The following is a 25,190-nucleotide window of genomic DNA, read 5'->3' as shown; positions in this document are numbered from 1 at the left end:
GGAGACCGCCGTGCTTCCCGTCGAGACCGACGCCAACCCCCGCCCGGCCCCTGCCCTCGGCATCGGCGACTGGGGGCCCACCGCCACCCCCGTGGGGGCGTTCCGCCTCGTCCCCGTACGGATCGAGCGGGACCTCACCCTCGTCGGCCGGTGGATGAACGACCCCGCTGTCGCGGCGTTCTGGGAACTGGCCGGACCCGAGCCCGTGACCCGGCGACACCTGCGCCGCCAGCTCGCCGACGCCGGGCGCAGTGTCCCGTGCCTCGGTGTGCTGGAGGGCCGGCCGATGAGCTACTGGGAGATCTACCGGGCGGACCTCGACCCGCTGGCGCGGCACTACCCGGCCCGGCCGCACGACACCGGGATCCACCTCCTCATCGGCGGCGTCGCCGACCGCGGGCGAGGGCTCGGCAGCCTTCTGCTCAGAGCCGTCGCCGACCTCGTCCTCGACAGGAGACCCGCGTGTGCCCGCGTCGTCGCCGAACCCGACCTTCGCAACATTCCGTCCATCGCCACCTTCCGGAGCGCAGGCTTCCGACACTTCGCCGAGGTCGACCTGCCTACCAAACGGGCCGCCCTCATGGTCCGGGACCGAGAGCCGCCCGCGCTTTCGTGACACTCCGTAATCGTGTCCTCACTGCTGGAACGTCGTTCGCGCCTCTCCGATTCCCACTCACGTCCAGCTCTTTCACCTCCGCTTGCACCTCCGCTTCCACCTCTAGCGAGGAACCCACCGACTTGATCCCTGCCCTCCCGTCCGCCTCGACGACACGTTTGTCAGTGCCGCGCCGTAGGGTGGTCGCGCTATGACGAAGCCCTCTCTCCCCGAACTCCTGCATGCCGCCGTCACCGCTGTCGGCGGCACGGAGCGCCCCGGCCAGGTGACCATGGCCGAAGCCGTCGCCGAGGCGATCGACGAAGGCTCCCACCTGCTGGTCCAGGCCGGCACCGGCACCGGTAAGTCGCTCGGCTACCTCGTGCCCGCTCTCGCGCACGGGGAGCGCGTCGTGGTGGCGACCGCCACGCTGGCCCTGCAGCGCCAGCTCGTGGAGCGGGACCTGCCCCGTACGGTCGACGCGCTGCATCCGCTGCTGCGCCGGCGCCCGGAGTTCGCGATGCTCAAGGGCAGGTCGAACTACCTGTGTCTGCACCGACTGCACGAAGGCGTCCCACAGGACGAGGAGGAGGGCCTCTTCGACCAGTTCGAGGCGGCCGCCCCCACCAGCAAACTCGGCCAGGACCTGCTGCGGCTGCGCGACTGGGCGGACGAGACCGAGTCCGGTGACCGCGACGACCTCACGCCCGGCGTGTCGGACCGGGCCTGGACCCAGGTGTCGGTGTCCTCACGGGAGTGTCTGGGCGCCACCAAGTGCGCCTACGGGGCCGAGTGCTTCGCCGAGATGGCCCGTGAGCGCGCCAAGCTGGCCGAGGTCGTCGTCACCAACCACGCGCTGCTCGCCATCGACGCCATCGAGGGCGCTCCCGTCCTTCCGCAGCACGAGGTGCTGATCGTCGACGAGGCGCACGAACTGGTCTCGCGGGTCACCGGCGTCGCCACCGGCGAGCTCACTCCCGGCCAGGTCAACCGGGCCGTGCGCCGGGCGGCGAAGCTGGTCAACGAGAAGGCGGCGGACCAGCTGCAGACCGCGGCGGAGGGCTTCGAGCGGCTCATGGAGCTGGCGTTGCCCGGCCGCCTGGAGGAGATCCCCGAGGACCTCGCCTACGCCCTGATGGCGCTGCGCGACGCCGCGCGGACGGTGATCTCGGCCATCGGCGCGACCCGCGACAAGTCCGTCCAGGACGAGGACGCGGTCCGCAAGCAGGCACTGGCCTCGGTGGAGACGGTGCACGACGTGGCGGAGCGGATCACGAACGGCTCCGAGTGGGACGTGGTCTGGTACGAGCGGCACGACCGCTTCGGTGCCTCCCTGCGCGTCGCCCCCATGTCCGTGTCGGGCCTGCTGCGGGAGAAGCTCTTCGCGGACCGCTCCGTGACCCTGGCCTCGGCGACCCTGAAGCTGGGCGGGGACTTCAACGGTGTGGGCGCCTCGATGGGGCTGGCCCCGGAGGGCACGCAGGGCGAGGACGTACCGCAGTGGAAGGGCATCGACGTCGGCTCGCCCTTCGACTACCGCAAGCAGGGCATCCTGTACGTGGCCAAACACCTTTCGCGTCCCGCGCGGGACGGCGACCGCGCCGACATGCTGGACGAGCTGACCGAACTGATCCAGTCGGCCGGCGGGCGCACTCTCGGGCTTTTCTCCTCCATGCGGGCCGCGCAGCTCGCCGCCGAGGAACTGCGCACGCGCATCCCCGAGTTCCCGATCCTCCTCCAGGGCGAGGAGACCCTCGGTGAGCTGATCAAGAACTTCTCGGCGGACCCGAAGACCTGCCTGTTCGGCACGCTGTCGCTGTGGCAGGGCGTCGACGTCCCAGGCCCCAGCTGCCAGCTGGTGGTGATGGACAAGATCCCGTTCCCGCGCCCGGACGACCCCCTGATGAGCGCCCGCCAGAAGGCGGTGGAGGACGCTGGCGGCAACGGCTTCATGGCCGTCGCCGCCACGCACGCGGCGCTCCTCATGGCACAAGGCGCGGGCCGCCTCGTACGAGCGTCGGGGGACCGCGGCGTGGTCGCCGTACTGGACCAGCGACTGGCGACGGCCCGTTACGGGAGCTACCTGAAGGCGTCCCTGCCGGACTTCTGGTACACCACGGACCGCAACCAGGTCCGCAGGTCGCTCGCGGCGATCGACGCGACGGCCAAGCAGACGGAGGCGCAGTGACGACAGGGCCGCAGTGACGGCAAGGCAGCAGTGACGGTGTAGACGCGGCGAAGGCGGGTGTCATCCCGGTCAAAGGGACGGCACCCGCCTCCTCACAGGTCCCCAAGCACAACACAGGGCCCCGGAACCGGCGCAGGGATCCCGGGGCCCAGTCACAGGGGGTGAACGGGGCAGGCCCGTCCCCCGCCGCACTCAGACGCGGCGGAGTACGGCCACTACCTTGCCGAGGATGGTCGCGTCGTCACCGGGAATCGGTTCGTACGCCGCGTTGTGCGGGAGCAGCCACACATGGCCGTCCTCGCGCTTGAAGCGCTTGACGGTGGCCTCGCCGTCGAGCATCGCGGCCACGATGTCGCCGTTCTCGGCGACGGGCTGGCGGCGGACGGTGACCCAGTCGCCGTCGCAGATCGCGGCCTCGATCATGGAGTCGCCGACGACCTTCAGTACGAAAAGTTCGCCGTCACCGACCAGTTGCCTGGGGAGCGGGAAGACGTCCTCGACCGACTCCTCGGCGAGGATCGGGCCACCGGCGGCGATCCGGCCGACCAGCGGGACGTACGAAGCGGCGGGTTTGCCGGCGGTGTCCGTGGGCTGCACGGAGGCGGCCTGGTCGGAGCCGCGCACCTCGTACGCGCGCGGGCGGTGCGGGTCGCGGCGCAGGAAGCCCTTCCGCTCCAGGGCCATCAACTGGTGCGCGACCGAGGAGGTGCTGGACAGGCCGACCGCCTGACCGATCTCCCGCATCGACGGCGGGTAGCCGCGCCGCTGCACGGAGTCCCTGATGACCTCGATCACTCGGCGCTGGCGGTCCGTGAGCCCCGAGCTGTCCGCGCGGATGCCTGGAGGTCGCCCCGGCAGCGAGCGCTTGTGCGCCTCGGGATTCATGGCTTCGTTCATCGCATGCACCGGCTCGAGTCGGCCCTGGGAGCGGTCCTGGGCAGTGATGGTGGCACTGTCTGCGGTGGTGGTCACGTCGGCCCCTCTCGGTTGTCTCCCTGCTGCACAACGGTAGTTGCTTTCGAAAGGTTGCGCCAAACACACGTTCGAGTGAAAAAGCCTGGATAGCCTGACTTGATCATGTGTCTGGGTGTATGGCTAACGCGGTCCCAGGCGGACGAAAAGGCTCGTCGTTGTACTCTTCACCGCCGAGGTCGATGACCTTGTGAGGCGGGGCCCAGTCTGCCACCCGGTGTTCCGCCCGCCGGGAACCGGTCCCGCTCTGCGCGAGAGTCGCACCTCTCCTCCTTGCGGTGCCCACGGTATCGCCGTAAGTGCCGGGGCGATACGGCCGTACGCGCGCGTGCAGAGGTGGATTCCATATGCTCGGCGTGACGGCGGGATCGCGTGGGGTGAGCTCGACAGGGGCGACACGCGATGCAGCCTGGATGTATGAGCCAAGCCCCACATCTAGTGGTTGGATTGCATCAACAGCCTAGAAGTTGTGGTCCCCGGTGTCTTCGGATGCTCATGGATCGCCTATGCTGGGGGCTGCTTCGAGGGGCCCATGAGGCCTGGCGAGGCCATTGAGTCTGCTGTGAGGAGGGTTGGAGTTCATGCACTGCCCCTTCTGCAGGCACCCCGACAGCCGTGTCGTCGACAGCCGTACGACGGACGACGGCACGTCGATCCGCAGGCGCCGCCAGTGCCCTGACTGCTCCCGTCGGTTCACGACCGTGGAGACGTGCTCGCTCATGGTGGTGAAGCGGTCCGGAGTGACGGAGCCGTTCAGCCGCACCAAGGTCATCAACGGTGTGCGCAAGGCATGCCAGGGACGGCCGGTCACCGAGGACGCGCTGGCTCAACTCGGCCAGCGGGTCGAGGAGGCGGTGCGGGCCACCGGAAGCGCCGAGTTGACCACCCACGACGTGGGGCTGGCCATACTCGGCCCGTTGCAGGAGCTCGACCTCGTCGCCTATCTGCGATTCGCCTCCGTCTACCGGGCGTTCGACTCGCTCGAGGACTTCGAGGCCGCGATCACGGAACTCAGGGACCAGACGGCACGCCCCACCGCGGACGACGACGACCGCGAGGGCGACACAGAGGCTGTCGCGGGGAGCCGGGAAGACGACGGCGGACGCGGAGGGACCGTACAGGTCCCCGAGCCCGCCCACGCCGCCGACTGACCGACGGGCCGAACCCGGACCACAGGATCCGGGCACGGCCGGGCGGGCGGCGGACCAAGACCTGTTGTGGGCGGTAGCGCGTGGGTGCCCACAGCACAAGACAGAACACCGTGTCACGGGAACAACGTGGCATTTCAGGGCGTTTACGCCCGTACCAGGGAGGCGGCATGACAGAGACGGCGAGCGGTCCGGCACGAGGTTCCCGCGCCAAGGGCGCCAAGACCACCAAGGGCCTGCGTATCGAGCGCATCCACACCACCCCCGGCGTGCACCCGTACGACGAGGTGGCCTGGGAGCGCCGTGACGTCGTCATGACCAACTGGCGCGACGGCTCGGTCAATTTCGAGCAGCGTGGCGTCGAGTTCCCCGACTTCTGGTCGGTGAACGCGGTCAACATCGTCACCAGCAAGTACTTCCGCGGTGCCGTCGGCACCCCGCAGCGCGAGACCGGCCTCAAGCAGCTGATCGACCGCATCGTGAAGACGTATCGGCAGGCCGGCGAGGACCACAAGTACTTCGCCTCGCCCGCCGACGCCGAGATCTTCGAGCACGAGCTGGCGTACGCCCTCCTGCACCAGATCTTCAGCTTCAACAGCCCCGTCTGGTTCAACGTCGGCACCCCGCAGCCCCAGCAGGTCTCCGCCTGCTTCATCCTGGCCGTCGACGACTCCATGGAGTCGATCCTCGACTGGTACAAGGAAGAGGGCATGATCTTCAAGGGCGGCTCGGGCGCCGGTCTGAACCTGTCCCGCATCCGCTCATCCAAGGAGCTCCTCTCCTCCGGCGGCAACGCCTCCGGCCCGGTCTCGTTCATGCGTGGCGCCGATGCCTCCGCCGGCACCATCAAGTCCGGCGGCGCCACCCGTCGGGCCGCCAAGATGGTCGTGCTCGACGTGGACCACCCGGACGTCGAGGACTTCATCGCCACCAAGGTGAAGGAAGAGGAGAAGATCCGCGCTCTGCGCGACGCGGGCTTCGACATGGACCTGGGCGGTGACGACATCACGTCCGTCCAGTACCAGAACGCCAACAACAGCGTCCGGGTGAACGACGAGTTCATGACGGCCGTCGAGAACGGCACCGAGTTCGGCCTGCGCGCCCGTATGACCGGCGAGATCATCGAGAAGGTCGACGCCAAGGCGCTGTTCCGCAAGCTCGCCGAGGCCGCGTGGGCCTGTGCCGACCCGGGCATCCAGTACGACGGTGTGATCAACAACTGGCACACCTGCCCCGAGTCCGGCCGGATCACCGCGTCGAACCCGTGCAGCGAGTACATGCACCTGGACAACACGTCCTGCAACCTCGCCTCGCTGAACCTGATGAAGTTCCTCAAGGACGACAGCAAGGGCAACCAGTCCTTCGAGGCCGACCGCTTCCAGAAGGTCGTCGAGCTCGTCATCACCGCGATGGACATCTCCATCTGCTTCGCGGACTTCCCGACCCAGAAGATCGGCGAGAACACGCGCGCGTTCCGCCAGCTCGGCATCGGCTACGCCAACCTCGGCGCCCTGCTGATGGCCACCGGCCACGCCTACGACTCCGACGGCGGCCGCGCCCTGGCCGGCGCCATCACCTCACTGATGACCGGCACGGCCTACCGCCGCTCCGCCGAGCTCGCCGCGGTCGTAGGCCCTTACGACGGCTACGCCCGCAACGCCGACGCCCACAACCGCGTCATGAAGCAGCACTCCGACGCCAACGGCACGGCCGTGCGCATGGACGACCTGGACACCCCGGTCTGGGCAGCCGCCACGGAGGCCTGGCAGGACGTGCTGCGCCTCGGCGAGAAGAACGGTTTCCGCAACTCCCAGGCGTCCGTGCTCGCCCCGACCGGCACCATCGGTCTGGCGATGTCCTGCGACACCACCGGCGTCGAGCCCGACCTCGCCCTGGTCAAGTTCAAGAAGCTGGTCGGCGGCGGCTCGATGCAGATCGTCAACGGCACCGTGCCGCAGGCCCTGCGCCGCCTGGGCTACCAGGAGGAGCAGATCGAGGCGGTCGTCGCCCACATCGCCGACAACGGCAACGTGATCGACGCCCCCGGCCTCAAGCCCGAGCACTACGAGGTGTTCGACTGCGCCATGGGCGAGCGCGCCATCTCCCCGATGGGCCACGTCCGCATGATGGCCGCGATCCAGCCCTGGATCTCCGGCGCCATCTCCAAGACGGTCAACATGCCGGAGACGGCGACCGTCGAGGAGGTCGAGGAGATCTACTTCGAGGCCTGGAAGCTCGGCGTCAAGGCGCTCGCGATCTACCGCGACAACTGCAAGGTCGGCCAGCCCCTCTCCGCGAAGACCAAGGAGAAGGAGAAGACCGAGATCACCGAGAAGGCCGAGGACACGATCCGCACCGCGGTCGAGAAGGTCATCGAGTACCGCCCGGTCCGCAAGCGCCTGCCCAAGGGCCGTCCCGGCATCACGACCTCGTTCACGGTCGGCGGCGCCGAGGGCTACATGACCGCCAATTCCTACCCGGACGACGGTCTCGGCGAGGTCTTCCTGAAGATGTCCAAGCAGGGCTCGACCCTCGCCGGGATGATGGACGCCTTCTCCATCGCGGTCTCCGTCGGCCTCCAGTACGGCGTGCCGCTGGAGACGTACGTCTCGAAGTTCACCAACATGCGCTTCGAGCCGGCCGGTATGACCGACGACCCGGACGTGCGGATGGCGCAGTCGATCGTCGACTACATCTTCCGCCGCCTGGCGCTCGACTTCCTGCCTTTCGAGACGCGTTCCGCGCTCGGCATCCACTCCGCCGAGGAGCGTCAGCGTCACCTGGAGACCGGTTCGTACGAGCCGACCCTCGAGGAGGAGGACGTGGACGTGGAGGGCCTCGCCCAGTCCGCCCCGCGCCCGACAGACCTGAAGGCCGTCGCCACCCCGAAGGCCGAGGTCGAGGCAGCCAAGCCCGCCCCGAAGCAGGCCCACACCAGCGCCGAACTGGTGGAGATGCAGCTGGGCATCCAGGCGGACGCCCCGCTGTGCTTCTCCTGCGGCACGAAGATGCAGCGGGCCGGTTCCTGCTACATCTGCGAGGGCTGCGGTTCGACCAGCGGTTGCAGCTGATGTCGGACACCTGCTGGGGGTGAACCAGTGGGCGAGGGCGGTGGAACCGGTTGTCGGCTCCACCGCCCTCGGCGTCTCTCGGCGTCTCCCGATGTGCTTCTGCGGACGCTGGCGTCAGGACTGGCGTACCTGGCCCATGATCCTCGTGAACGTCGCCGGGTCGTCCTCGAAGCCCTGGACGCCGGCGTGGAACGACCACCCGTCGGTCTCCCGCACGAACTCCCCGACCGTCGCCGCGGTCGCCCCGAGAACACCGGCGAAGTCGTCCTCGTCCAGGACGTTGTAGCCCTCTCGAATCCGGAAGGCGGGGTTGAGCACACTGACGAAGGTGCGGTGCTCCGGGTTCTGCTGGATGACGACGCCGACGACCACGCGCGCGTACCGCGCGTCCAGCCGGTCGAGTTCCAGCGTCATGACCTCGTCCCAGCCGAAACCCTTGCCGTCCTTGCTGTCCCGGTTGAGGTAGATCGTGCCGTCGGGCGAACGGCTGTCGAAGTGCACGACATAGGCAGGAGCGCCGCTGGAATCGCTCGCCACGTACGTCGCGGCCACGATGTCCAGATCCGTGGGGGGCTGCCCCGCCGGACTCGGGTCCCACTTCAGCGCCATCTCGATCTTGCGGATTCCCTTGTTGAGGCCGCTCACGAACTCCCCTCCCCGTTTCCCCGTCTGCCGTCGCCCCGAACTGCCGGACCATCAGGGCCGGTTGTCCATCCTGCCACGCGCGCGTGCGCCGTCGCAGCGCTGCACCGACCCCAAGCGTGACCGACGCCACGCCCGCTGGCCTTACCATGGCGCGGTGCTGGTCAAGTGGATTCGCTGCACCGTGGTGGACCGCCGCGGTTTCGAACGGGGACAGCGAAAGTGGGCGGGGCTTCTGGGGGAGCCGGGGTTTCGGGGACAGGGCGGGGGCTGGAGCAGGGGGCGGCCCTCTGTCGCGCATGTCTTCGCCTTCTGGGAGAGCCGTGCCTTCTACGACTCCTTCATGGCGCGCTCCCACGACCGGCTGGCGGCGACGCAGTCGGGCACCTTCAAGGACGCCCAGGTGCGGCTGTTCGACTACCGCTTCGACGTGAAGACGGGCTTCGAGCCCCGATTCACCGACTCCGACCTGCTGCGGGTGGCCCTGTGCCGGGTCCACGAGGAACGCGCCGAGCACTTCACCCTGATGCAGGAGAAGGTGTGGAACCCCGCCATGGCCGGCTCGCCCGGCATGATCCGAGGGCTGTTCGCCGAGGCGCCCGGGCACGAGTTCCTGGTGCTGTCGATGTGGCGCTCGGAGGCCGAACACGGAAAGTACCGCACCGAGCGCGTGGAGCGGCTCGCGCTGCGCGCCCAGACGGAGGCGGACATCTCCTCCCTCACCGGTGACATCGTGGAGCTCGAGTCGACCTGGACGGTTTGAAATGGTGCGGTGTTTTGTGCCTTCTGGTGCGGGATCTGTGTGACCTGCGCCGTATGGAGGCCGTACGAGTGCTCGATCGACCGTGATCCGATCTAGGGTTTTGGCATGGCACGACCACGGCGCATCGTCCTTGTCCGGCACGGGGAGTCAACGGGCAATGTTGATGACACCGTCTACGAGCGTGAACCCGACCATGCACTGGCCCTGACCGAGCGGGGACGGCGGCAGGCGGAGGAGACGGGAAAGAACCTGCGGGAGGTCTTCGGCCGCGAGCGGGTCAGCGTGTACGTCTCCCCGTACCGGCGCACGCACGAGACGCTCCGTGCCTTCCACCTCGATCCCGAGCTCATACGGGTACGCGAGGAGCCGCGGCTGCGCGAGCAGGACTGGGGAAACTGGCAGGACCGCGACGACGTACGGCTGCAGAAGACGTACCGGGACGCCTACGGGCACTTCTTCTACCGCTTCGCCCAGGGCGAGAGCGGAGCCGACGTCTACGACCGGGTCGGCGGCTTCCTGGAGAGCCTGTTCCGCAGCTTCGAGGCCCCCGACCACCCGCCGAACGTGCTCCTGGTGACCCATGGCCTGGCGATGCGGCTGTTCTGCATGCGCTGGTTCCACTGGACGGTCGCCGAGTTCGAGTCCCTCGCCAATCCGGGGAACGCCGAGATGCGGATGCTCGTTCTCGGGGACGACGGCAGGTACACGCTCGACCGGCCCTTCAACCGCTGGCGAGACCCGGAACCGTACGGGATCACGGATAGAGTGGCAGAGCGATGACCGCTGACTCCTCTTCCGACGGGCGCCTGGGGCGCGCCCTGGCCAGCCTGCGCGGCCTCGCCGTGGGCGACGCGCTGGGCTCACAGTTCTTCGTGCCGGTGAACTACCCCCTGCTGCAGCGCCGTGAGCTGCCTCCCGGCCCATGGCAGTGGACCGACGACACCGAGATGGCCTGCTCCGTCGTGGCCGTCCTGGCCGCCCACCACCGCATCGATCAGGACGCTCTGGCCCACGCCTTCGCGGAGCACCATGACTTCGACCGCGGGTACGGTCCGGCTGTCAACCGGCTGCTGAGACTGGTCAGGGAGGGCGCCGACTGGCGCGAACTGTCCGCGGCCCTGTTCAACGGGCAGGGGTCCTGGGGCAACGGCGCCGCGATGCGGATCGCCCCCTTGGGCGCCTGGTACGCGGACGATCCCGAGCAGGCGACCCATCAGGCGGAGATCTCCGCCTACCCCACACATCAGCACCGGGAGGCCGTGGTCGGGGCCATGGCCGTCGCCGCGGCCGCCTCGCTGGCCGGTGCCCCCGGAGGTCCGCCCAGCGCCGAGGCGCTGTTGGACGGTGTGATCGCCCTCGTCCCGAAGAGCGCCGTCGGCGCGGGTCTCAGGCGCGCCAGGGACATGCTCGACTACGCCGACGCGTCCACCGTCGCGGCGGTGCTGGGCTGCGGGAGGCGCACGTCGGCCCATGACACCGTCCCCTTCGCCATCTGGTCGGCCGCCCGGGCCCTTGGTGACTACGAGGCCGCGTTCTGGACGACCGCGCAGGTCGGCGGGGACGTGGATACGACCTGCGCCATCGTGGGCGGCGTGCTGGCCTCCGGGAAGACGGGGACGCCTCCGGCGGCCTGGGCGCAGCAGGTGGAAGCGCTGCCGGGGTGGGTGCCGGCGTCCGTGTGACGGGTGGAACGCGGGACGCGAGGTGAGGGCTGTGAGGCGCGAAGGGCGGAGTGTGGTTTTTTCCTCTGCAACTCTACGTGTCCGAAGGGAACTCTGCGTGACTGCTCGTGCGTTCTTCCGGCATCCGCTGTGCGAAGTGTGCGTGCGCGGAGGGCGGGTGACGGTGGGAGCGACATAGGGGGCGTAGGGCGTGGGCATGTGGTTCGTCTTGTTCGTGATCATGTTGGTGCTGCAGCGGTGCCGGGCAGGCCGACCGGGCCGACCGGGGAGCGGTGGACGCGCCTGTGTCGTGGCAGGCGGAGACCCTCCGAGGTCGGCCCGTGGGGCCCGCCCGTCAGCCGACGGCCGGGCCCGCCGTACCGGACAGCGCTTCCAGGTCGCTCTTGCGCACGCGGATCACGAACCAGGCCGTCGCAAGGGCGAGCGCGGCCATGGCGGCGGCCGGGACGAACGCGGTGGAGATGCCTTGGGCGAGTACGTCGTGCCCCCAGGGGGCGGGCAGTTGGTGCGTCTTGGCGAACTCGGCCTTCTGCTCCGCGGATCCGTCGGCGAGGAACTTCGGCAGTTGCTTCTCCGCCTCGTCCTTGCTGGCCGTGCCGAACACGGTCGTCAGGATGGACAGCCCGAGCGACCCGCCCACCTGCTGCGTGGCGTTGAGCAGGCCGGATGCCGCGCCCGCTTCGTGCTGGGCGACACCCGCGACCGCGGTGACCGTCACCGTCACGAAGTTCAGACCCATGCCGAACCCGAAGATCACCATCGGTCCGAGCACCCCGCCGACGTACGTGCTGTCCGGGCTGATGAAGGCCTGCCAGGTGAGGCCGACGACCACCAGCGAGGCGCCGGTGACCATGAACGGCTTGGGGCCCAGGACCGGCAGGAACCGCTGCGACAGACCCGCGCCCGTCGCGATGGCGACCGTGACGGGGAGGAAGGCGAGACCGGCCCTGATCGGGCTGTAGCCCAGTACGTTCTGCACGAACAGGACGATGTAGAAGAACATGCCGAACATGGCCGCAGCGAGGCTCAGCATGATCACGTATGTACCCGAGCGGTTGCGGTCGGCGAACATCTTCAGCGGGGTGATCGGTTCCTTGGCCCGCATCTCCGTGAACACGAAGGCGACGAGCAGGACCAGCGCGGCGCCGAAGGCGCCGAGGGTGAGGCCGTCCCGCCAGCCTTCCTCCGCGGCCCGGATGAAGGCGTAGACCAGGGAGGCCATGCCGGTCGTCGAGGTCAGCGCGCCGGCGATGTCGAAGCGCCCGGGGTGCCGTTCGGACTCGCTGATGTACAGCGGCGCGAGGGCTGCGATGAGCACTCCGATGGGCACGTTGACGAACAGCACCCAGCGCCAGTCGAGCCACTCGGTGAGCATGCCGCCCGCGAGCAGACCAATGGCGCCGCCGCCCGCGGAGACGGACGCGAAGACGCCGAAGGCCCGGTTCCGCTCCGGACCCTCGGGGAACGTGGTGGTGATGAGCGCCAGCGAGGTGGGCGACGCGATGGCGCCTCCCACCCCCTGCAGGGCGCGCGCGGCCAGCAACTGCCAGGGTTCCTGGGCCAGTCCGCCCAGCAGCGAGGCGAAGGTGAAGAGCAGGATGCCGGCCATGAACACCCGGCGTCGGCCGAGGATGTCGCCGGCTCGGGCGCCGAGCAGCAGCAGACCGCCGAAGGTGAGCGTGTAGGCGCTGACCACCCAGGTGAGGTCGGTGGTGCTGAACTTGAGCGCCTCTTGAATGTGCGGGAGCGCGATGTTCACAATCGTCGCGTCGAGTACGACCATGAGTTGGCAGGCCGCGATGACGGTGAGCGCGATGCCGGGATGGCCCTCCCTGCGGGCCGCACCCGGTTTCTGGTCTTGGATCAACTGAGAGGTTGTCACGATGGGTCCCCCACAAGAGCGTTAGTGAACGCTGGCGTTCACTGGCCCGTCAACCGTAGTGAGTCCCTCATAGTGAACGCAAGCGTTCACTCGCGGCGTCGCCGTTCGGCGTGTCCCCCGTCGCGGCCGCGCACTGCCCCGCTCCACCCCGTGATCCCCGCTCCCTCTGCTCGCTGGAGACACTCAGATGGTTACTTCGCGCTGGACGGCCGCCCCTGCTCAGGCGACCTCCCCCCGTCGGCGCGGCGCCGTGCTCGAACGTGCGATCCTCGATGCCGCACTGGAGCAGTTGGGCACCGTCGGCTGGAACGCACTCACGATGGAAGGCGTCGCGGCCGGCGCTCAGACCGGCAAGGCCGCCGTCTATCGCCGCTGGCCGTCCAAGGAGGACCTGGTCGCGGACGCCTTGCGAGCCGGGCTGCCCCGGCTGGATGCCGCGCCCGATCTGGGGAGCGTGCGTGAGGACCTGGTGGCGCTGTGCCGCGAGGCGCGTGACGCGATGTTCTCCCGGCCCGGTTCCGCACTGCGCTCGGTGATTCACGAATGCGATCCAGCCCAGACCGAGCGCTTCCACACCGTCATCTTCGAGGGAGTGGTGGAGCCGACCGTCAAGCTCCTTCACGAGGTCATCAGCCGGGGAATCGAGAGGGGCGAGGTGCGGCCCGACGCGGCGAACGGCTTCGTCTTCGACGCCATTCCAGCCATGATGATGTATCGATCGAAGATGTGCGCATGCGAATGGAATGATCGCGATCTCGAGGAGATGATCGACGGATTCATGCTGCCGCTGCTCCGACCGGACGCGCCTTGAGCGACTTGGCGATGTCCGGGTCACCGGCCCATGAGGGGCCGGCGCCGACCGGGGTGTCGCGAGGGGATCCCGTCGGCGTAATCTAAGGGCGCCATGCCGTACGAACCACCTACTCACACTGTCGAGCGCTCCCTGCGCGCCACGACCGGAGCGAAGGTCATCGCCGGTGTCGACGAGGTGGGCCGCGGTGCGTGGGCCGGACCTGTCACCGTCTGCGCGGCGGTCACCGGACTCCGCCGACCCCCCATGGGCCTCACCGACTCCAAGCTGCTCACCGTCAAGCGGCGCACCGAGCTTGCCGAGGAACTGCTGAAGTGGGTGACGTCGTACGCCCTCGGGCACGCCTCCCCGGAGGAGATCGACGACCTGGGGATGACCGCCGCGCTGCGGCTCGCCGCTGGGCGGGCGCTGGAGGCCCTCCCGATCCGCCCGGACGCGGTGATCCTCGACGGGAAGCACGACTATCTCGGAGCGCCGTGGCAGGTCCGCACGGTGATCAAGGGCGACCGTTCGTGCGTGGCGGTCGCGGCGGCCTCGGTGATCGCCAAGGTCCGGCGCGACAAAATGATGGCCGAACTGGGTATCGACCATGCAGACTTCGGTTTTGCGGACAATGCCGGGTATCCGTCGCCCGTGCACAAGGCCGCACTGGAGGAGCGGGGCCCCACCCCGTACCACCGGTTGTCGTGGGCGTATCTTGATGCGCTGCCCCAGTGGCGGCACCTCAAGAAGGCCCGCAGCTGGGCGAACGGAAGCACTGCGGAGATCGAAGGTCAGCTCGGCTTCGACTTCTGACGATTCCGGCCGCACCGATGTGCCACCCGCTGGCGCGTGCCGCACCAACGTTTGATAAATAACAGCTCATGCCTCTCATTCCCGAGGAGCCTCAGATTCACGAGAGTGCCCAGGGTCCCCGCGCGACTCCGGCCAGCGGCCGCACCGCGCCGACCCCTCGACCTGTACCCGGACCCCGTCCCGCGGCTCCGTCGCGTCCCGGTCGTCCCGGACCCCTCCGGCCCACGCCGCCGGTGCAACGTGCACCGCGTGACGTGGCCGCCCAGCCCGGGCCCTCGGCCCCGGCCGCTCCTGCCGCCGCCGCGCCCGCTTCGGCGACCGCTCAGGTCCAGTTGATCCCGGCCTCGGCCGAGGGCGCGCTGGACGCCGCCGAGGAGGCCGTGGACCTCCTCCTGGAATCGGGCCGTGCGCCGGGGGACGTGCTGGTGATCACCACCGGCGAACAGCACCCCTGGGCCGCCCACGAACTGTCCTTCGGCGAGGCGCCCTACTGGGCGCAGCACGACGCGGGAGACGACGTCTTCTACGCCGATGCCGCCGTGGCCGCCCGAGCGGGCGTGCGTCCCGTCGTCGTGGTCGCCGTCAACGGCGGTGCCGACACCGTGGCCGCCACCGCTCTGCCGCTGGCCCTCACTCGGGCCGCCGCGCTGCTGATCGTCTGCGGTGACCCGCAGCAGATCAACGCGGTGCTGGGCGCGGGCGTCTGAGCAGGTTCCGGTAGGCCGGGAGGCTCCGGGGCCGACGGAGGCGTCGCTGTTGCGACGCCTCTGCGGTGTGCCCCGGGGCGGCTCCACGGGCTCCGTCCGACAAGGCCCGCCGGCCCCGGGAGAAGCGCCCTCGGCGGCGGCTACAGGGACCGTGTCACGGCCGCTGTCGGCAGCCATGACCCTACGTATCGGCGAGGGCCGTTCGGTACACCGCGTGACGATGTACGGGTGACGTGCGTCGGGTCGAGCTTCGTTGGGCCGACGTGTGTCGGGCCCCGCGCGGCGGCACTCCGGCGGCTTCCCGCGTCGTCGGGGCCGGGGTTCCGCGCTTCTGCGCGGCGCTCGGGGCCGGCGTTCGGGGCCGGACGCCTCAGCGGGCGGCCGCGCGCCGCAGTACGTCCGAGGCGGCGCCACCGGTCCGGGGCAGCAGGGGCGGGGCCTCGGACAGGGCGAACGGCTCCGGAGTCGAATCCGCGTGCGGCCGACGGCCTCCGCGCCCCTCGCCGAGGACCTGCCAGCCGTCCCGGGTCAGGGTGATGTAGGCCCCGCAGCGCAACCCGTGCAGCGTGCACGCGTCACGCAGGCCCCACATCCAGGCCCCGTCCTCCTCCGTCCAACGGGCGTCGCCCTCACGGCAGTAGAGCAGCACGGCGGTGCGCACCGGCGTGCGCAGCCGCAGGTCGTGCGGGATGACCCGACGCAGCTGGGCGAGCAGGGCGTTGCGGAACATCCAGCCGTCGCTCGAGGCCTGGCGCCGGGTGAACGAGGCGCTGGCCCGCACCCGCTCGTCGGGGTCGAGCACGGCCACGATCGCGGTGGCCGGCCGTGGCCGGTGCCGCGAGTGCAGCCCGCTGACCACTTCCCGAGGGTTGCGCAGCAGCGGTATACCGGCCGCGGCCCATTCGGCAGGCTCGAGCAGTCGGCTGGCGGAGGTGGCGGACGTGGACGTCGACAACGATGCCGCCGAGGACGGAGCGAATCCGAAGGTCACGATCCTCCCTTCGGCTACGGCCCACACAGCGGGCGGGTCGGATTCGGGGGAGCGCGCACCGCAACAGAGCCCTACCGGACTACGGGCGAGCCGTGCGGGGAGCGGACCTCAATTCTTCCTGTCGAACTTGGATGCGGCAACGAGCAATTGGGGCCACCGACCGTTATATGGCGGTGAGTGTCTTATATCCCTACCCCATGATTCCTGGGACGACGCGTGCGTCCACAGTTCACGTCCTGCCCGTCACTCTGAGGCAGGGGTTCGACGACCGTTCGTGAGCCTGTTGTCGGGTTGATCGAATTGGCCGATTGTCCGTGCCGTCCTGTTGCATGGGGGCATGGACGATCTGGAGCTCCGCGCCGAAGCCGATGCCATCCTCGCCGAGCTCGTCGGCGCCCCCGAGGGGTCGGCGCGGCTTCGGGAGGACCAGTGGCTTGCGGTGGCGGCTCTGGTGCGGGAGCGTCGGCGGGCACTGGTGGTGCAGCGCACCGGCTGGGGCAAGTCGGCGGTGTACTTCGTCGCCACCGCTCTGCTGCGTCGGCGTGGCTCCGGCCCCACGGTGATCATCTCGCCGTTGCTGGCGCTGATGCGCAACCAGGTCGAGTCGGCGGCCCGCGCCGGCATCCGGGCGCACACGATCAACTCGGCCAACCCGGAGGAGTGGGAGACCGTCTACGAGGAGGTCGAGCGCGGCGAGACCGACGTTCTCCTCGTCAGTCCGGAACGCCTCAACGCCGTGGATTTTCGCGATCAGGTGCTGCCCAGGCTCGCGGCCACGACCGGACTGCTGGTGGTGGACGAGGCGCACTGCATTTCCGACTGGGGCCACGATTTCCGTCCCGACTACCGTCGGCTGCGGGCGATGCTCACCGAGCTCCCCGCCGGTGTGCCGGTACTGGCCACCACCGCGACGGCCAACGCGCGGGTCACCGCCGATGTGGCCGAGCAGTTGGGCACGGGCGCCGGAGAGGCCCTGGTGCTGCGCGGCCCGCTGGAGCGGGAGAGCCTGCGGCTGGGCGTGGTCCGGCTGCCGGACGCCGCGCACCGCCTGGCCTGGCTCGCCGAGCACCTGGACGAGCTGCCGGGCTCCGGGATCATCTACACGCTGACGGTGGCCGCGGCCGAGGAGGCCACCGCCTTTCTGCGGCAGCGCGGCTTTCGAGTGGCTTCGTACACCGGGAAGACGGAGAACGCCGACCGGCTGCAGGCCGAGGAGGATCTGCGGGAGAACCGGGTCAAGGCGCTGGTCGCGACCTCGGCGCTGGGCATGGGCTACGACAAGCCGGACCTGGGCTTCGTCGTCCATCTCGGCTCGCCCTCCTCGCCGATCGCCTACTACCAGCAGGTGGGCCGTGCGGGCCGCGGGGTGGCCCACGCCGATGTGCTGCTGCTGCCGGGCAAGGAGGACGAGGCCATCTGGCGCTACTTCGCCGATACCGCTTTCCCGCCCGAAGCGCAGGTCCGCCAGACCCTCTCGGCTCTCGCCGGGGCGGGACGGCCGCTGTCCGTGCCGGCGCTGGAGGCGGCGGTGGACCTTCGGCGCAGCCGGCTGGAGTCGATGCTGAAGGTGCTGGACGTCGACGGCGCGGTGAAGCGGGTGAAGGGCGGCTGGACGGCCACGGGAGCGGAGTGGGTGTACGAGGCCGAGCGCTACACCTGGGTCGCCAAGCAGCGAGCGGCCGAGCAGCAGGCCATGCGCGAGTACGCGAGCACATCCCAGTGCCGGATGGAGTTTCTGCGCCGGCAGCTGGACGACGAGGGCGCGGCTCCGTGCGGCCGTTGCGACAACTGCGCCGGGGCCTGGATCGAATCCTCTGTTTCGGCGGAGACGCTGACCGGCGCGGCGAAGGAACTGGACCGCCCCGGCGTGGAGATCGAGCCGCGTCGCATGTGGCCGACGGGGATGCCTGCACTGGGCATCGACCTCAAGGGCCGTATCCCGGCCAAGGAGCAGTGTTCCACCGGGCGTGCCCTGGGGCGTCTCTCGGACATCGGCTGGGGCAACCGACTGCGCCCGATGCTTGCGGACAACGCGCCCGACGAGCCGGTCCCCGACGACGTCCTGCGGGCCGCGGTGGCGGTCCTCGCCGACTGGGCGCGCTCCCCGGGCGGATGGGCGTCTCATGCCCCGGACGCCTCCGCCCGACCGGTGGGAGTCGTCGCTGTGCCATCCGTTTCCCGCCCACGGCTGGTCGGTTCGCTTGCCGAGGGAATCGCGGCCGTCGGCCGCCTCCCCTTCCTGGGCACGCTGACCTACACCGGGCCGAGCGGCGCCCACGTCGCGCGCCGCAGCAACTCCGCCCAACGCCTCAGGGCGCTGTCCGGAGCTTTCACGGTCTCCGAGGAACTGGCCGGAGCTCTGGCCAACTCGCCCGGCCCCGTTCTGCTCGTGGACGACTGCACCGAGTCCGGGTGGACCCTCGCAGTCGCCGCCCGCCTGCTCCGCCAGGCAGGTTGCGAGGAGGTCCTCCCGCTGGTCCTCGCCGCGGCAGGGTAAGCGTCCCTCGCGTGCGGGGAGGGGGAGCGGGCGCGACCCCCGCTGCAGGGTCCGTCGACCGGGACGCCGGCACCGGGGGCCTGAGCCGGGTTACTCGGTCACATCGTGGCCGTTGGACCTGCCGCCGACGCCTTCGCGCCGCCGTGACCGCTGCCCGTCCGCACCGTGGGGGCCGGGTTCCTCAGGGAGCTGAGGTCGTGCGCGTACGTGCCCACGGCGTTGGCGATGACGTCGATGTTGATGTCGAACGCCGTCATGTTGACGTTCTTGATGGTGTCGCCGGCCGTTTGATAGTTCACGTCGAACGCGACACCCGCCGTCCCTCCGAACTTCGCTGCCTCGGCAGGGGACTTGATGGCCTCCGCCCCGCTGAACGTGCCACCGGAGGGGATGCCCGCGTCGACGAAGGCGCGGTAGTCGAAGCGGCTGACGAACGGCGTGCCCGCGTGCGGCAGACCCCGACGGCCGAGGAACTCGGTGATGTCGCGCTCAAGCGGAGCCGAACCCTGCGGTACGTCCTGCGTGTTGGCGCCGTCCGAGCCGTCGCCGTCCAACACGAACAGGCCGTAGTTCGGTGAGGCGATCATTTCGAAGTGGAGGTAGAGCTTGAGCTGCTGCTTCGCGAGCGGCGTGAGGTGCGCGACGTAGTAGTCGGACCCGACCAGGCCGCTCTCCGTGGCCGACCACCAGGCGAAGCGCACCTTGTTGCGTGGGTGCTTCCCCTTCTCGGCCAGCTTCAGCGCGACGTCGAGCAGCCCGGCGGAGCCCGAGCCGTCGTCGTTGATGCCCGGGCTCGCCGGCACCGTGTCCAGCTGAGCGCCGAGCATCACGGTGTCGGTGGCGTCGCCGCCGCGCGTCTCGGCGATGACGTTGTCGGTGGTGCGCCGCTCCTGGAACTGGCGGATCTCGAAGGAGATGGTCACAGGGCCCTCGGCGGAGGCCGCGGCGAGCCTCTCGCCGTCGGCCTTGCTGATCCCGCCGGTGGGGATCCTGGCGGCGGCAGGGTCACTGAGGGTGCCCGACAGCGGGCCGTACCCCGCGTCGATGTTGTTGTAGATGACGGCGCCGATCGCGCCCGCCGCGGCGGCCTGTTCCTGCTTGGCCGCGAACGAGCAGCCGCCCCGCCTGATCAGGGCGATCTTGCCGGTGTACGCGTCGGCGGCGTAGTCGCCGGGTTCACAGCCGGTGGTGCCGTCGGCGTCGACCGGGACAGCGGCCAGGTCGGCCGTGATGCCGCCCACCGGCGTCGACTTGGTGTACGTCAGCGCCTTGATCTGAACGTCGCCGGGTGTGGGCGAGAGGACCGAGATCTTCTCGGCCTGCGTCTGCGTGTAGACGAACTCGAACTTCTGGTACGAGACGCGGTAGCCGGCCTTTCGTAGCAGCTTGTAGACGTAGGCGGCCGACGCGTCGTGTCCCGGTGAGCCGGCGACGCGATCGCCGCCCGCCGAGTCGGCTAACTGCTGGAACTTCTGAAGGTGCTTGTAGGCGTCTTCGGCGGACGCTTCACGAACGAGTGTCTTCGAGAGCTTGGCGGCCGCCTTGCCCGGGTCGTCCTTGTGGGCGGCGGCGGGCGAGGTGGAGGCGAGCAGCAGCGGGATCGAGAGTGCGGTTGCGGCCAGGGTGGCCGCGGCTCTTCGACGGGATGCGTTCACAGAAGGTCCTTCCCCGTTGGCACAAGGTCGAGAGGAAGCTAGCGATCATCAGTCCGTCCTGTGAACAGATGTGTCATAACTACGTCTTTTGTCGCCCTATTGATCATCATTCCGCTGTAGGGGCTCGATGCGGCTGTCCAGGGCTCGTGCAGGCGATCCCGACCCGGTGGACGTCCCGCGAAGCCCGGGCGCGCCGCGGTGTTCGGCGGGATGCGCGTCCCTGCACTCGTCCAGATGACGTGCCCCTGATCGGACTTATCCACAGGTCAAGCGGAGTCTTGGGATCCGCGAGATCGTCTCCGCATGACGAATCACAGCGAAACCACTGGATCCTCCGAAAACGGCGACATCACCGGACGCGAGGGAGATGAGGGACATTCGGACGAGTACACGGGCGGGCACACCGACGGGCACACGGACGGGCACACGGACGGGCGCACGGACGGACACACCGACGGGCGCACGGACGGACACACGGCGTACGTGAGCCACACGAGGTACGAAGGAAACGCCGAGTACGGCGCAAGCCCCGCCGCCCACCAGGTGACCCTGCGCACCCCGGGCGAACTGGCCGACGCGTTGCCCTACCTGCTCGGGTACCGGCCGGAGGACAGCATCGTCCTGGTCGCCCTGCACGACCTGGGCGGACGGGGCCGGTTCGGGGGCCGGGCCCGCCTGGGCATTCCGGCGAACCCGGACGACTGGGGAGCGGTCGCCCGGCAGTTGGCGCAGGGTCTCGTGGCGGGCAGCGAACGCCGCGGCAACCGTCCCGCGCAGATGGTCGCCTACCTCTGCCAGGAGCCGGCGAAGGGTGAGACGGGCCGACAGGTCATGGAACGGCTGCAGTCGCTGGCCCACCAACTCCGTGTCGAATGCGGCCGCCTCGACATCCCCGTGATCGAGGCACTCTGCATCTCCGACGGCCATTTCTGGTCGTACTGCTGCGGTGGCAAGGGCTGCTGTCCGGTCGAGGGCGTCCCGATGGGCCTGCCCGGGACCTCGGTACTGGCGGCTGCCGCGACCTATGCCGGGATCCAGGTCCGGGGGACCTTGCGCGAACTGCGAGCCCGACTGCTGCCCCTGGAGACCGCTGCCGCAGTGGAGCAGGAAGTCGCCCTGGACGCTGCCGGCATGGCGCTCATCCCGAAAATCCTGGACGAGTCGACTCGCGCGGCGGTGGGCGAGGAGACGCTCGAACTCGCCGGACGGGTCATGCGACGCTTCGCCGAGTCGCCCATCGTGTCGGGGATGCTCATGTCGGACCACCGCGACGACGAACTGCTCGGATTCGACGAAGCGGCAGCTTTGATCCTCGGCCTTCAGGGCCGGGTGACACGCGACCGGGCCGCCGCGTGGATGGAGGGTGACGAGGCGGCTCCCGCCCTGCGCCTGTGGCGGGCACTGGCACGCCGCTGCGTCGGGCCCTACGGCGAACACGCGGCGGCACCCCTCACCCTCGCCGGCTGGGTCGCCTGGTCCAGCGGTGACGATCTCGAGGCGAGGGAGGCCCTTGCCATGGCCCTGGGCGCGGACCCGGCATATCTGTTCGCCCGCCTTCTCCACCAGGCCTGCAACGAAGGCCTCGACCCCGAGTCGGTACGACGCTGCCTGCGCGCCGAGCGCGAGGAACGCGGACGGGACACAGCAGCGCAGAGTCCGGGCAACGCGGCGACAGCCGAGGGGCCCGAGAGCTCCGAACGCTCCAAGGACGTCAAGGACGTCAAGGACCCCGACGGCCTTGAGGGCACGGAGGATCCGCAAGCCGCCGAGGACATGCCCAGGGACCTGGACCGTCCCGAGGAGGTCAAGGAGGCCAAGGAGGCCAGGGAGGCCAGGGAGGCCAGGGAGGCCAAGGAGGCCAAGGAGGCCAAGGAGGTCGAGGCGGCCCGGGACTCGGGCCCTCACGGCCCGGCCGCATGCGAATCGGGGCCCGCGTCGACGCCACCGCTCACGACCGCCCGCAGGCGCCGCCGTACCGGGGGCCCCAGTATGGGCGTCGCCCATGAGCGGGCTGCGGCAGGCACAGCGGAAGGGCAGGAAACGCCACGCCGAGCGCCGGGAAAGAACGGCCTTCGCTCGCACACGCTGAGCTCGCACACCCCTCACACCACGCACCCCACCCCGCCGAGCCGAGGAGGATCCCGCCCCCGCCCCGCAGGCAAGGCCTCCCCACGACGTCGGGGGAGCGGCGCGGAAGGTGCGCGGCCCGACGGCGACGAAGCCACGGGGAAGGCGTGACGCCCCCGCGTGCCGGTGCACGACGGTCGTCTGCCGGTGAGCAACGGCACGTCCGGCCCGGCGTGTTCGGGATCCGCGGTTCCGGAGGCCATTCGGTGGGGCCTGAGCCTTGGGGGCGTGACCTGGGGGAGTCCCGCCCCGTTCACCTGAGTGGCGGAACACCGGCACGGTCGTGCCGCCGCAGCGCACCCGCCCTGTCGGAGCCTTCCACCCGGCCTCGCACCTGCCCGAGGCGCACAGAGAGCAGAGGAAGTCACCGCATGCATCAGCCGACTCCGCCCTCCGCCGCCGACGACCGCTTCACCCTCGACACCCCTGGGCCGGCCCATGGCGCGGGCGTCGGCCGATCACCTTCGGGCAGGCCCGTTCCGCAAGAGGCCAGACCCTCCGAAGACGATCGGCGCCGTCGGCCGGTCGCCGGGTCCGGGGGCGGCCCCGGCCTGTCCGCGGACGGGCGGATCCCGGGCACGCCCATCCCTGAGCCCACCGGTGCGCCCCGCCGCCCGCAGCCATCCCGCTTGTCGTCAGCACCCTCGTCCCGAGGGGCGGCACCACCGCCCCGGTCGCCCGCCCCACCTCGTGCCACCGGCCTGCCGCCCGCCCACACGGCGATGATCTGCGTCGCCCTGCCGGGCCTCGCGATCTCGACGGAACAGGGGCAGCTGACCGGGCGTGGACTGGAGGGGTTCTACCGGGCGGGCCGGCGCATCCTCTCCCGTTGCCAGGTGCGGGTGGCAGGACGCGAACCGCTGGTGGTCCAGGCGAGGATGACGTCGGCCGACCGGGCCCGTTTCGTCGGCACCCTGCGCGTCACCCCGCACGGCGGCCCGGACCCGGACGTCGTCGTGGAGCGGACGCGCTGCGCGGACGGCACGGAGCGGATCACCCTGCACAGCGCCGCCGCACGGCCGCTGCGGCTTCCGGTCGAGGTGGCCCTCGGCGCCGACCTGGCCGACCTGGGGGCGATCGCCTCCGGCGCCGTGGGCCCCGAACTGCCGGCCAGCGTCCACGACTCCGGCCTGCGTTGGTCCTGCGCAACCGGGACCTCATACGTCACGGCCGACCCGCCGCCCGCCGACGCCATCGCCTCCGCAGGGCTGCTGCGCTGGGACTTCGAGGTCCCTCCCGGCGGCAGCGTCTGCGTGGAGCTGAGGGTTCGCCTGGACGGGGTGGGCCCGGTCCGGGCCGTGGGCCGGACGGCTACGAGCCCCTTGGCTTCGGCACACGCGACGGGCGACGACCCACGCGTCCGGGCGCTCCTGGCGACGAGCCTCGAGGATCTGCAGGCCCTGCTGGTGCGCGACCCCGCGCACCCCGCCGACATCCACCTCGCCGCGGGGGCGCCGTGGCGCTGCGGTATGGCCCCGGCCGAGGCGCTTGCCGCGGCCCGCATGACACTGCCCCTCGGCACCCGCCTCGCCGCGGGCACCCTGCGCACTCTGGCGCGCACCCAGGTCATGGGACCAGGTCCGCGCTACGGCATGATCCCCGGCCCCCGGCGCGACGCGGGCGCCCATCTGCCGCCGGGGTGTACGGGGACGGAGGCCACGCTGCTCTTCCCGGTACTCCTCGCGGAGGCCCGACGATGGGGTCTGCCTGACCAGGAGACGGAGGAACTGCTGCCGACGGCCGAGCGCTGCCTGACCTGGCTGCGCGCCACGGTCGGCGACGGGCCCTACCTGAGAGACCCTCAGCCCGGCGGGCCCGTCCGCTGCGAGACACAGGCCCATGCCCACCGAGCGGCACTGCTCGGCGCCGATCTGCTGGACGCCTGCGCCAGACCGGGCGCGGGCGGTCTGCGGGAGTGGGCGCGGGCCGTGCGTGCCGTGTTTCGGCGGGACTTCTGGATCGACGACCGGGGAGGCGGCCGACCCGCGGCCGCCCGCACCCCGGACGGGCGGCCGCTGCCCCACCTCGGCGCGACCGCCGTCCACCTCCTCGACACCGGACTGCTGGGCGGCGGCGTCCTCGCCCCCGGGCTGCTGGACAAGGTGCAGACCGAACAACTCGCCCGGCTGCTCGGCAGCCCCGTCATGGACTCGGGCTGGGGGCTGCGAGGTCTCGGCATGAAGGAACCGGGCTACAACCCCTTCGGCCACCGCAGCGGAGCCGTACGGGTCCACGAAACGGCGATCGCCGTCACAGGCCTGGCCGCCGCGGGCTACGAGAAGGAGAGCGCCGGGCTGCTGCGAGGCGTACTGGCGGCGGCCGAGTCCTTCGGCCATCGCCTCCCGGAGATGTACGCGGGGGAGCAGCGCGGAGATGGCAGCGCTCCCCTCCCCCATCCGGCCGCCTGCCGTCCCGCCGCCACCGCTGCGGCGGCCGGGGTTCTGCTGCTGACCGCCCTGGCCGGCATCCGGCCCGACGCCCCGGCCCGAACCGTCACACTGCGCCCTGTGCCCAGCGTGCCTCTGGGCGAGATCTCCCTGACTGGCCTACGGGTGGCGGGCGCCCCCTTCTCCGTACGGGTCAGTCGGCTCGGACTCGCCATGGTGGAGGAGGCGGCCGACGGGTTGCAACTGGGGGTGTGACCTCGTGCGACGCGGCGCAGGA

Annotated in this window: 18 protein-coding genes; 13 read left to right on the top strand and 5 right to left on the bottom strand. The window is 70.4% G+C overall.

What is annotated here, in order from left to right; all coding sequences use genetic code 11:
* Nucleotides 1-10: 10 nt before the first annotated feature.
* Together B5557_RS11760 and B5557_RS11755 are read left to right on the top strand one after the other, a co-directional pair.
* Nucleotides 11-616 (top strand): GNAT family N-acetyltransferase, encoded by a 606-nt coding sequence (locus B5557_RS11760; RefSeq protein WP_079659073.1) that lies wholly within the window; start codon nucleotides 11-13, stop codon nucleotides 614-616.
* A 190-nt stretch (nucleotides 617-806) separates the two neighbouring features.
* Entirely contained in the window at nucleotides 807-2,783 is a 1,977-nt protein-coding gene (locus tag B5557_RS11755; protein ID WP_079659072.1) for an ATP-dependent DNA helicase, read from the top strand.
* Nucleotides 2,784-2,975: 192 nt separating this feature from the next.
* On the opposite strand, the gene lexA is transcribed toward B5557_RS11755, so the two are convergent.
* Nucleotides 2,976-3,755 carry a transcriptional repressor LexA gene (gene lexA / locus B5557_RS11750; protein ID WP_079659071.1) on the bottom strand — a complete coding sequence of 260 codons (780 nt, stop codon included), beginning with the start codon at nucleotides 3,753-3,755 and terminating at the stop codon, nucleotides 2,976-2,978.
* Between the two features lie 581 nt (nucleotides 3,756-4,336).
* Between lexA and nrdR the strand changes: the two genes are divergently transcribed.
* Both nrdR and B5557_RS11740 read left to right on the top strand, forming a co-directional pair.
* Entirely contained in the window at nucleotides 4,337-4,906 is a 570-nt protein-coding gene (gene nrdR, locus B5557_RS11745; RefSeq protein WP_079659070.1) for a transcriptional regulator NrdR, read from the top strand.
* A 167-nt stretch (nucleotides 4,907-5,073) separates the two neighbouring features.
* Nucleotides 5,074-7,974 (top strand): vitamin B12-dependent ribonucleotide reductase, encoded by a 2,901-nt coding sequence (locus B5557_RS11740; RefSeq protein ID WP_079659069.1) that lies wholly within the window; start codon nucleotides 5,074-5,076, stop codon nucleotides 7,972-7,974.
* A 114-nt stretch (nucleotides 7,975-8,088) separates the two neighbouring features.
* Here the strand turns inward: B5557_RS11740 and B5557_RS11735 are convergent, their stop codons facing one another.
* Nucleotides 8,089-8,619 carry a TerD family protein gene (locus B5557_RS11735; RefSeq protein ID WP_079659068.1) on the bottom strand — a complete coding sequence of 177 codons (531 nt, stop codon included), beginning with the start codon at nucleotides 8,617-8,619 and terminating at the stop codon, nucleotides 8,089-8,091.
* 154 nt (nucleotides 8,620-8,773) lie between these two features.
* On the opposite strand from B5557_RS11735, the gene B5557_RS11730 reads away from it, so the two are divergent.
* The 3 genes from B5557_RS11730 (at nucleotide 8,774) to B5557_RS11720 (ending at nucleotide 11,061) form a co-directional block, all read left to right on the top strand.
* Nucleotides 8,774-9,379 (top strand): YdbC family protein, encoded by a 606-nt coding sequence (locus tag B5557_RS11730; protein WP_079659067.1) that lies wholly within the window; start codon nucleotides 8,774-8,776, stop codon nucleotides 9,377-9,379.
* A 105-nt stretch (nucleotides 9,380-9,484) separates the two neighbouring features.
* On the top strand, nucleotides 9,485-10,159 hold the full coding sequence (locus B5557_RS11725) for a histidine phosphatase family protein (RefSeq protein ID WP_079659066.1): 675 nt from the start codon (nucleotides 9,485-9,487) through the stop codon (nucleotides 10,157-10,159).
* Nucleotides 10,156-11,061, top strand: coding sequence for an ADP-ribosylglycohydrolase family protein (locus tag B5557_RS11720; RefSeq protein WP_079659065.1), 906 nt, complete (start codon nucleotides 10,156-10,158; stop codon nucleotides 11,059-11,061). Before B5557_RS11725 ends, B5557_RS11720 begins: the two co-directional genes overlap by 4 nt.
* 334 nt (nucleotides 11,062-11,395) lie before the next feature.
* Here the strand turns inward: B5557_RS11720 and B5557_RS11715 are convergent, their stop codons facing one another.
* Nucleotides 11,396-12,943: an MFS transporter gene (locus B5557_RS11715; protein WP_079659064.1), complete on the bottom strand. Its 1,548-nt coding sequence runs from the start codon at nucleotides 12,941-12,943 to the stop codon at nucleotides 11,396-11,398.
* Between the two features lie 187 nt (nucleotides 12,944-13,130).
* Between B5557_RS11715 and B5557_RS11710 the strand changes: the two genes are divergently transcribed.
* The 3 genes from B5557_RS11710 (at nucleotide 13,131) to B5557_RS11700 (ending at nucleotide 15,256) form a co-directional block, all read left to right on the top strand.
* On the top strand, nucleotides 13,131-13,754 hold the full coding sequence (locus tag B5557_RS11710; RefSeq protein ID WP_079659063.1) for a TetR/AcrR family transcriptional regulator: 624 nt from the start codon (nucleotides 13,131-13,133) through the stop codon (nucleotides 13,752-13,754).
* Between the two features lie 93 nt (nucleotides 13,755-13,847).
* Nucleotides 13,848-14,549, top strand: coding sequence for a ribonuclease HII (locus B5557_RS11705; protein WP_079659062.1), 702 nt, complete (start codon nucleotides 13,848-13,850; stop codon nucleotides 14,547-14,549).
* A 68-nt stretch (nucleotides 14,550-14,617) separates the two neighbouring features.
* A complete protein-coding gene (locus tag B5557_RS11700; RefSeq protein WP_079659061.1) occupies nucleotides 14,618-15,256 on the top strand; it encodes a hypothetical protein in 639 nt (212 codons plus the stop codon).
* A 370-nt stretch (nucleotides 15,257-15,626) separates the two neighbouring features.
* Here B5557_RS11700 and B5557_RS11695 read toward each other — a convergent pair whose 3' ends face one another.
* Complete coding sequence (locus tag B5557_RS11695; protein ID WP_079659060.1) at nucleotides 15,627-16,247, bottom strand: hypothetical protein; 621 nt, start codon at nucleotides 16,245-16,247, stop codon at nucleotides 15,627-15,629.
* A 337-nt stretch (nucleotides 16,248-16,584) separates the two neighbouring features.
* On the opposite strand from B5557_RS11695, the gene B5557_RS11690 reads away from it, so the two are divergent.
* Nucleotides 16,585-18,744 (top strand): RecQ family ATP-dependent DNA helicase, encoded by a 2,160-nt coding sequence (locus B5557_RS11690; RefSeq protein WP_079659059.1) that lies wholly within the window; start codon nucleotides 16,585-16,587, stop codon nucleotides 18,742-18,744.
* A 98-nt stretch (nucleotides 18,745-18,842) separates the two neighbouring features.
* Here the strand turns inward: B5557_RS11690 and B5557_RS11685 are convergent, their stop codons facing one another.
* Nucleotides 18,843-20,399, bottom strand: coding sequence for a M28 family peptidase (locus B5557_RS11685; RefSeq protein ID WP_107472582.1), 1,557 nt, complete (start codon nucleotides 20,397-20,399; stop codon nucleotides 18,843-18,845).
* Between the two features lie 303 nt (nucleotides 20,400-20,702).
* Here B5557_RS11685 and B5557_RS11680 point away from each other — a divergent pair, with 303 nt between their 5' ends.
* Together B5557_RS11680 and B5557_RS11675 are read left to right on the top strand one after the other, a co-directional pair.
* Nucleotides 20,703-22,637 (top strand): DUF4192 domain-containing protein, encoded by a 1,935-nt coding sequence (locus B5557_RS11680; RefSeq protein ID WP_079659058.1) that lies wholly within the window; start codon nucleotides 20,703-20,705, stop codon nucleotides 22,635-22,637.
* Nucleotides 22,638-23,248: 611 nt separating this feature from the next.
* Nucleotides 23,249-25,168 carry a glycogen debranching N-terminal domain-containing protein gene (locus B5557_RS11675; RefSeq protein ID WP_079659057.1) on the top strand — a complete coding sequence of 640 codons (1,920 nt, stop codon included), beginning with the start codon at nucleotides 23,249-23,251 and terminating at the stop codon, nucleotides 25,166-25,168.
* Nucleotides 25,169-25,190 lie beyond the last annotated feature (22 nt).

Source organism: Streptomyces sp. 3214.6, assembly GCF_900129855.1.
In the GTDB taxonomy this organism is placed as follows: domain Bacteria; phylum Actinomycetota; class Actinomycetes; order Streptomycetales; family Streptomycetaceae; genus Streptomyces; species Streptomyces soliscabiei.
The sequence above is the reverse complement of the archived record's forward strand: the minus strand, read 5'-3'. Positions and strand labels throughout refer to the sequence as shown.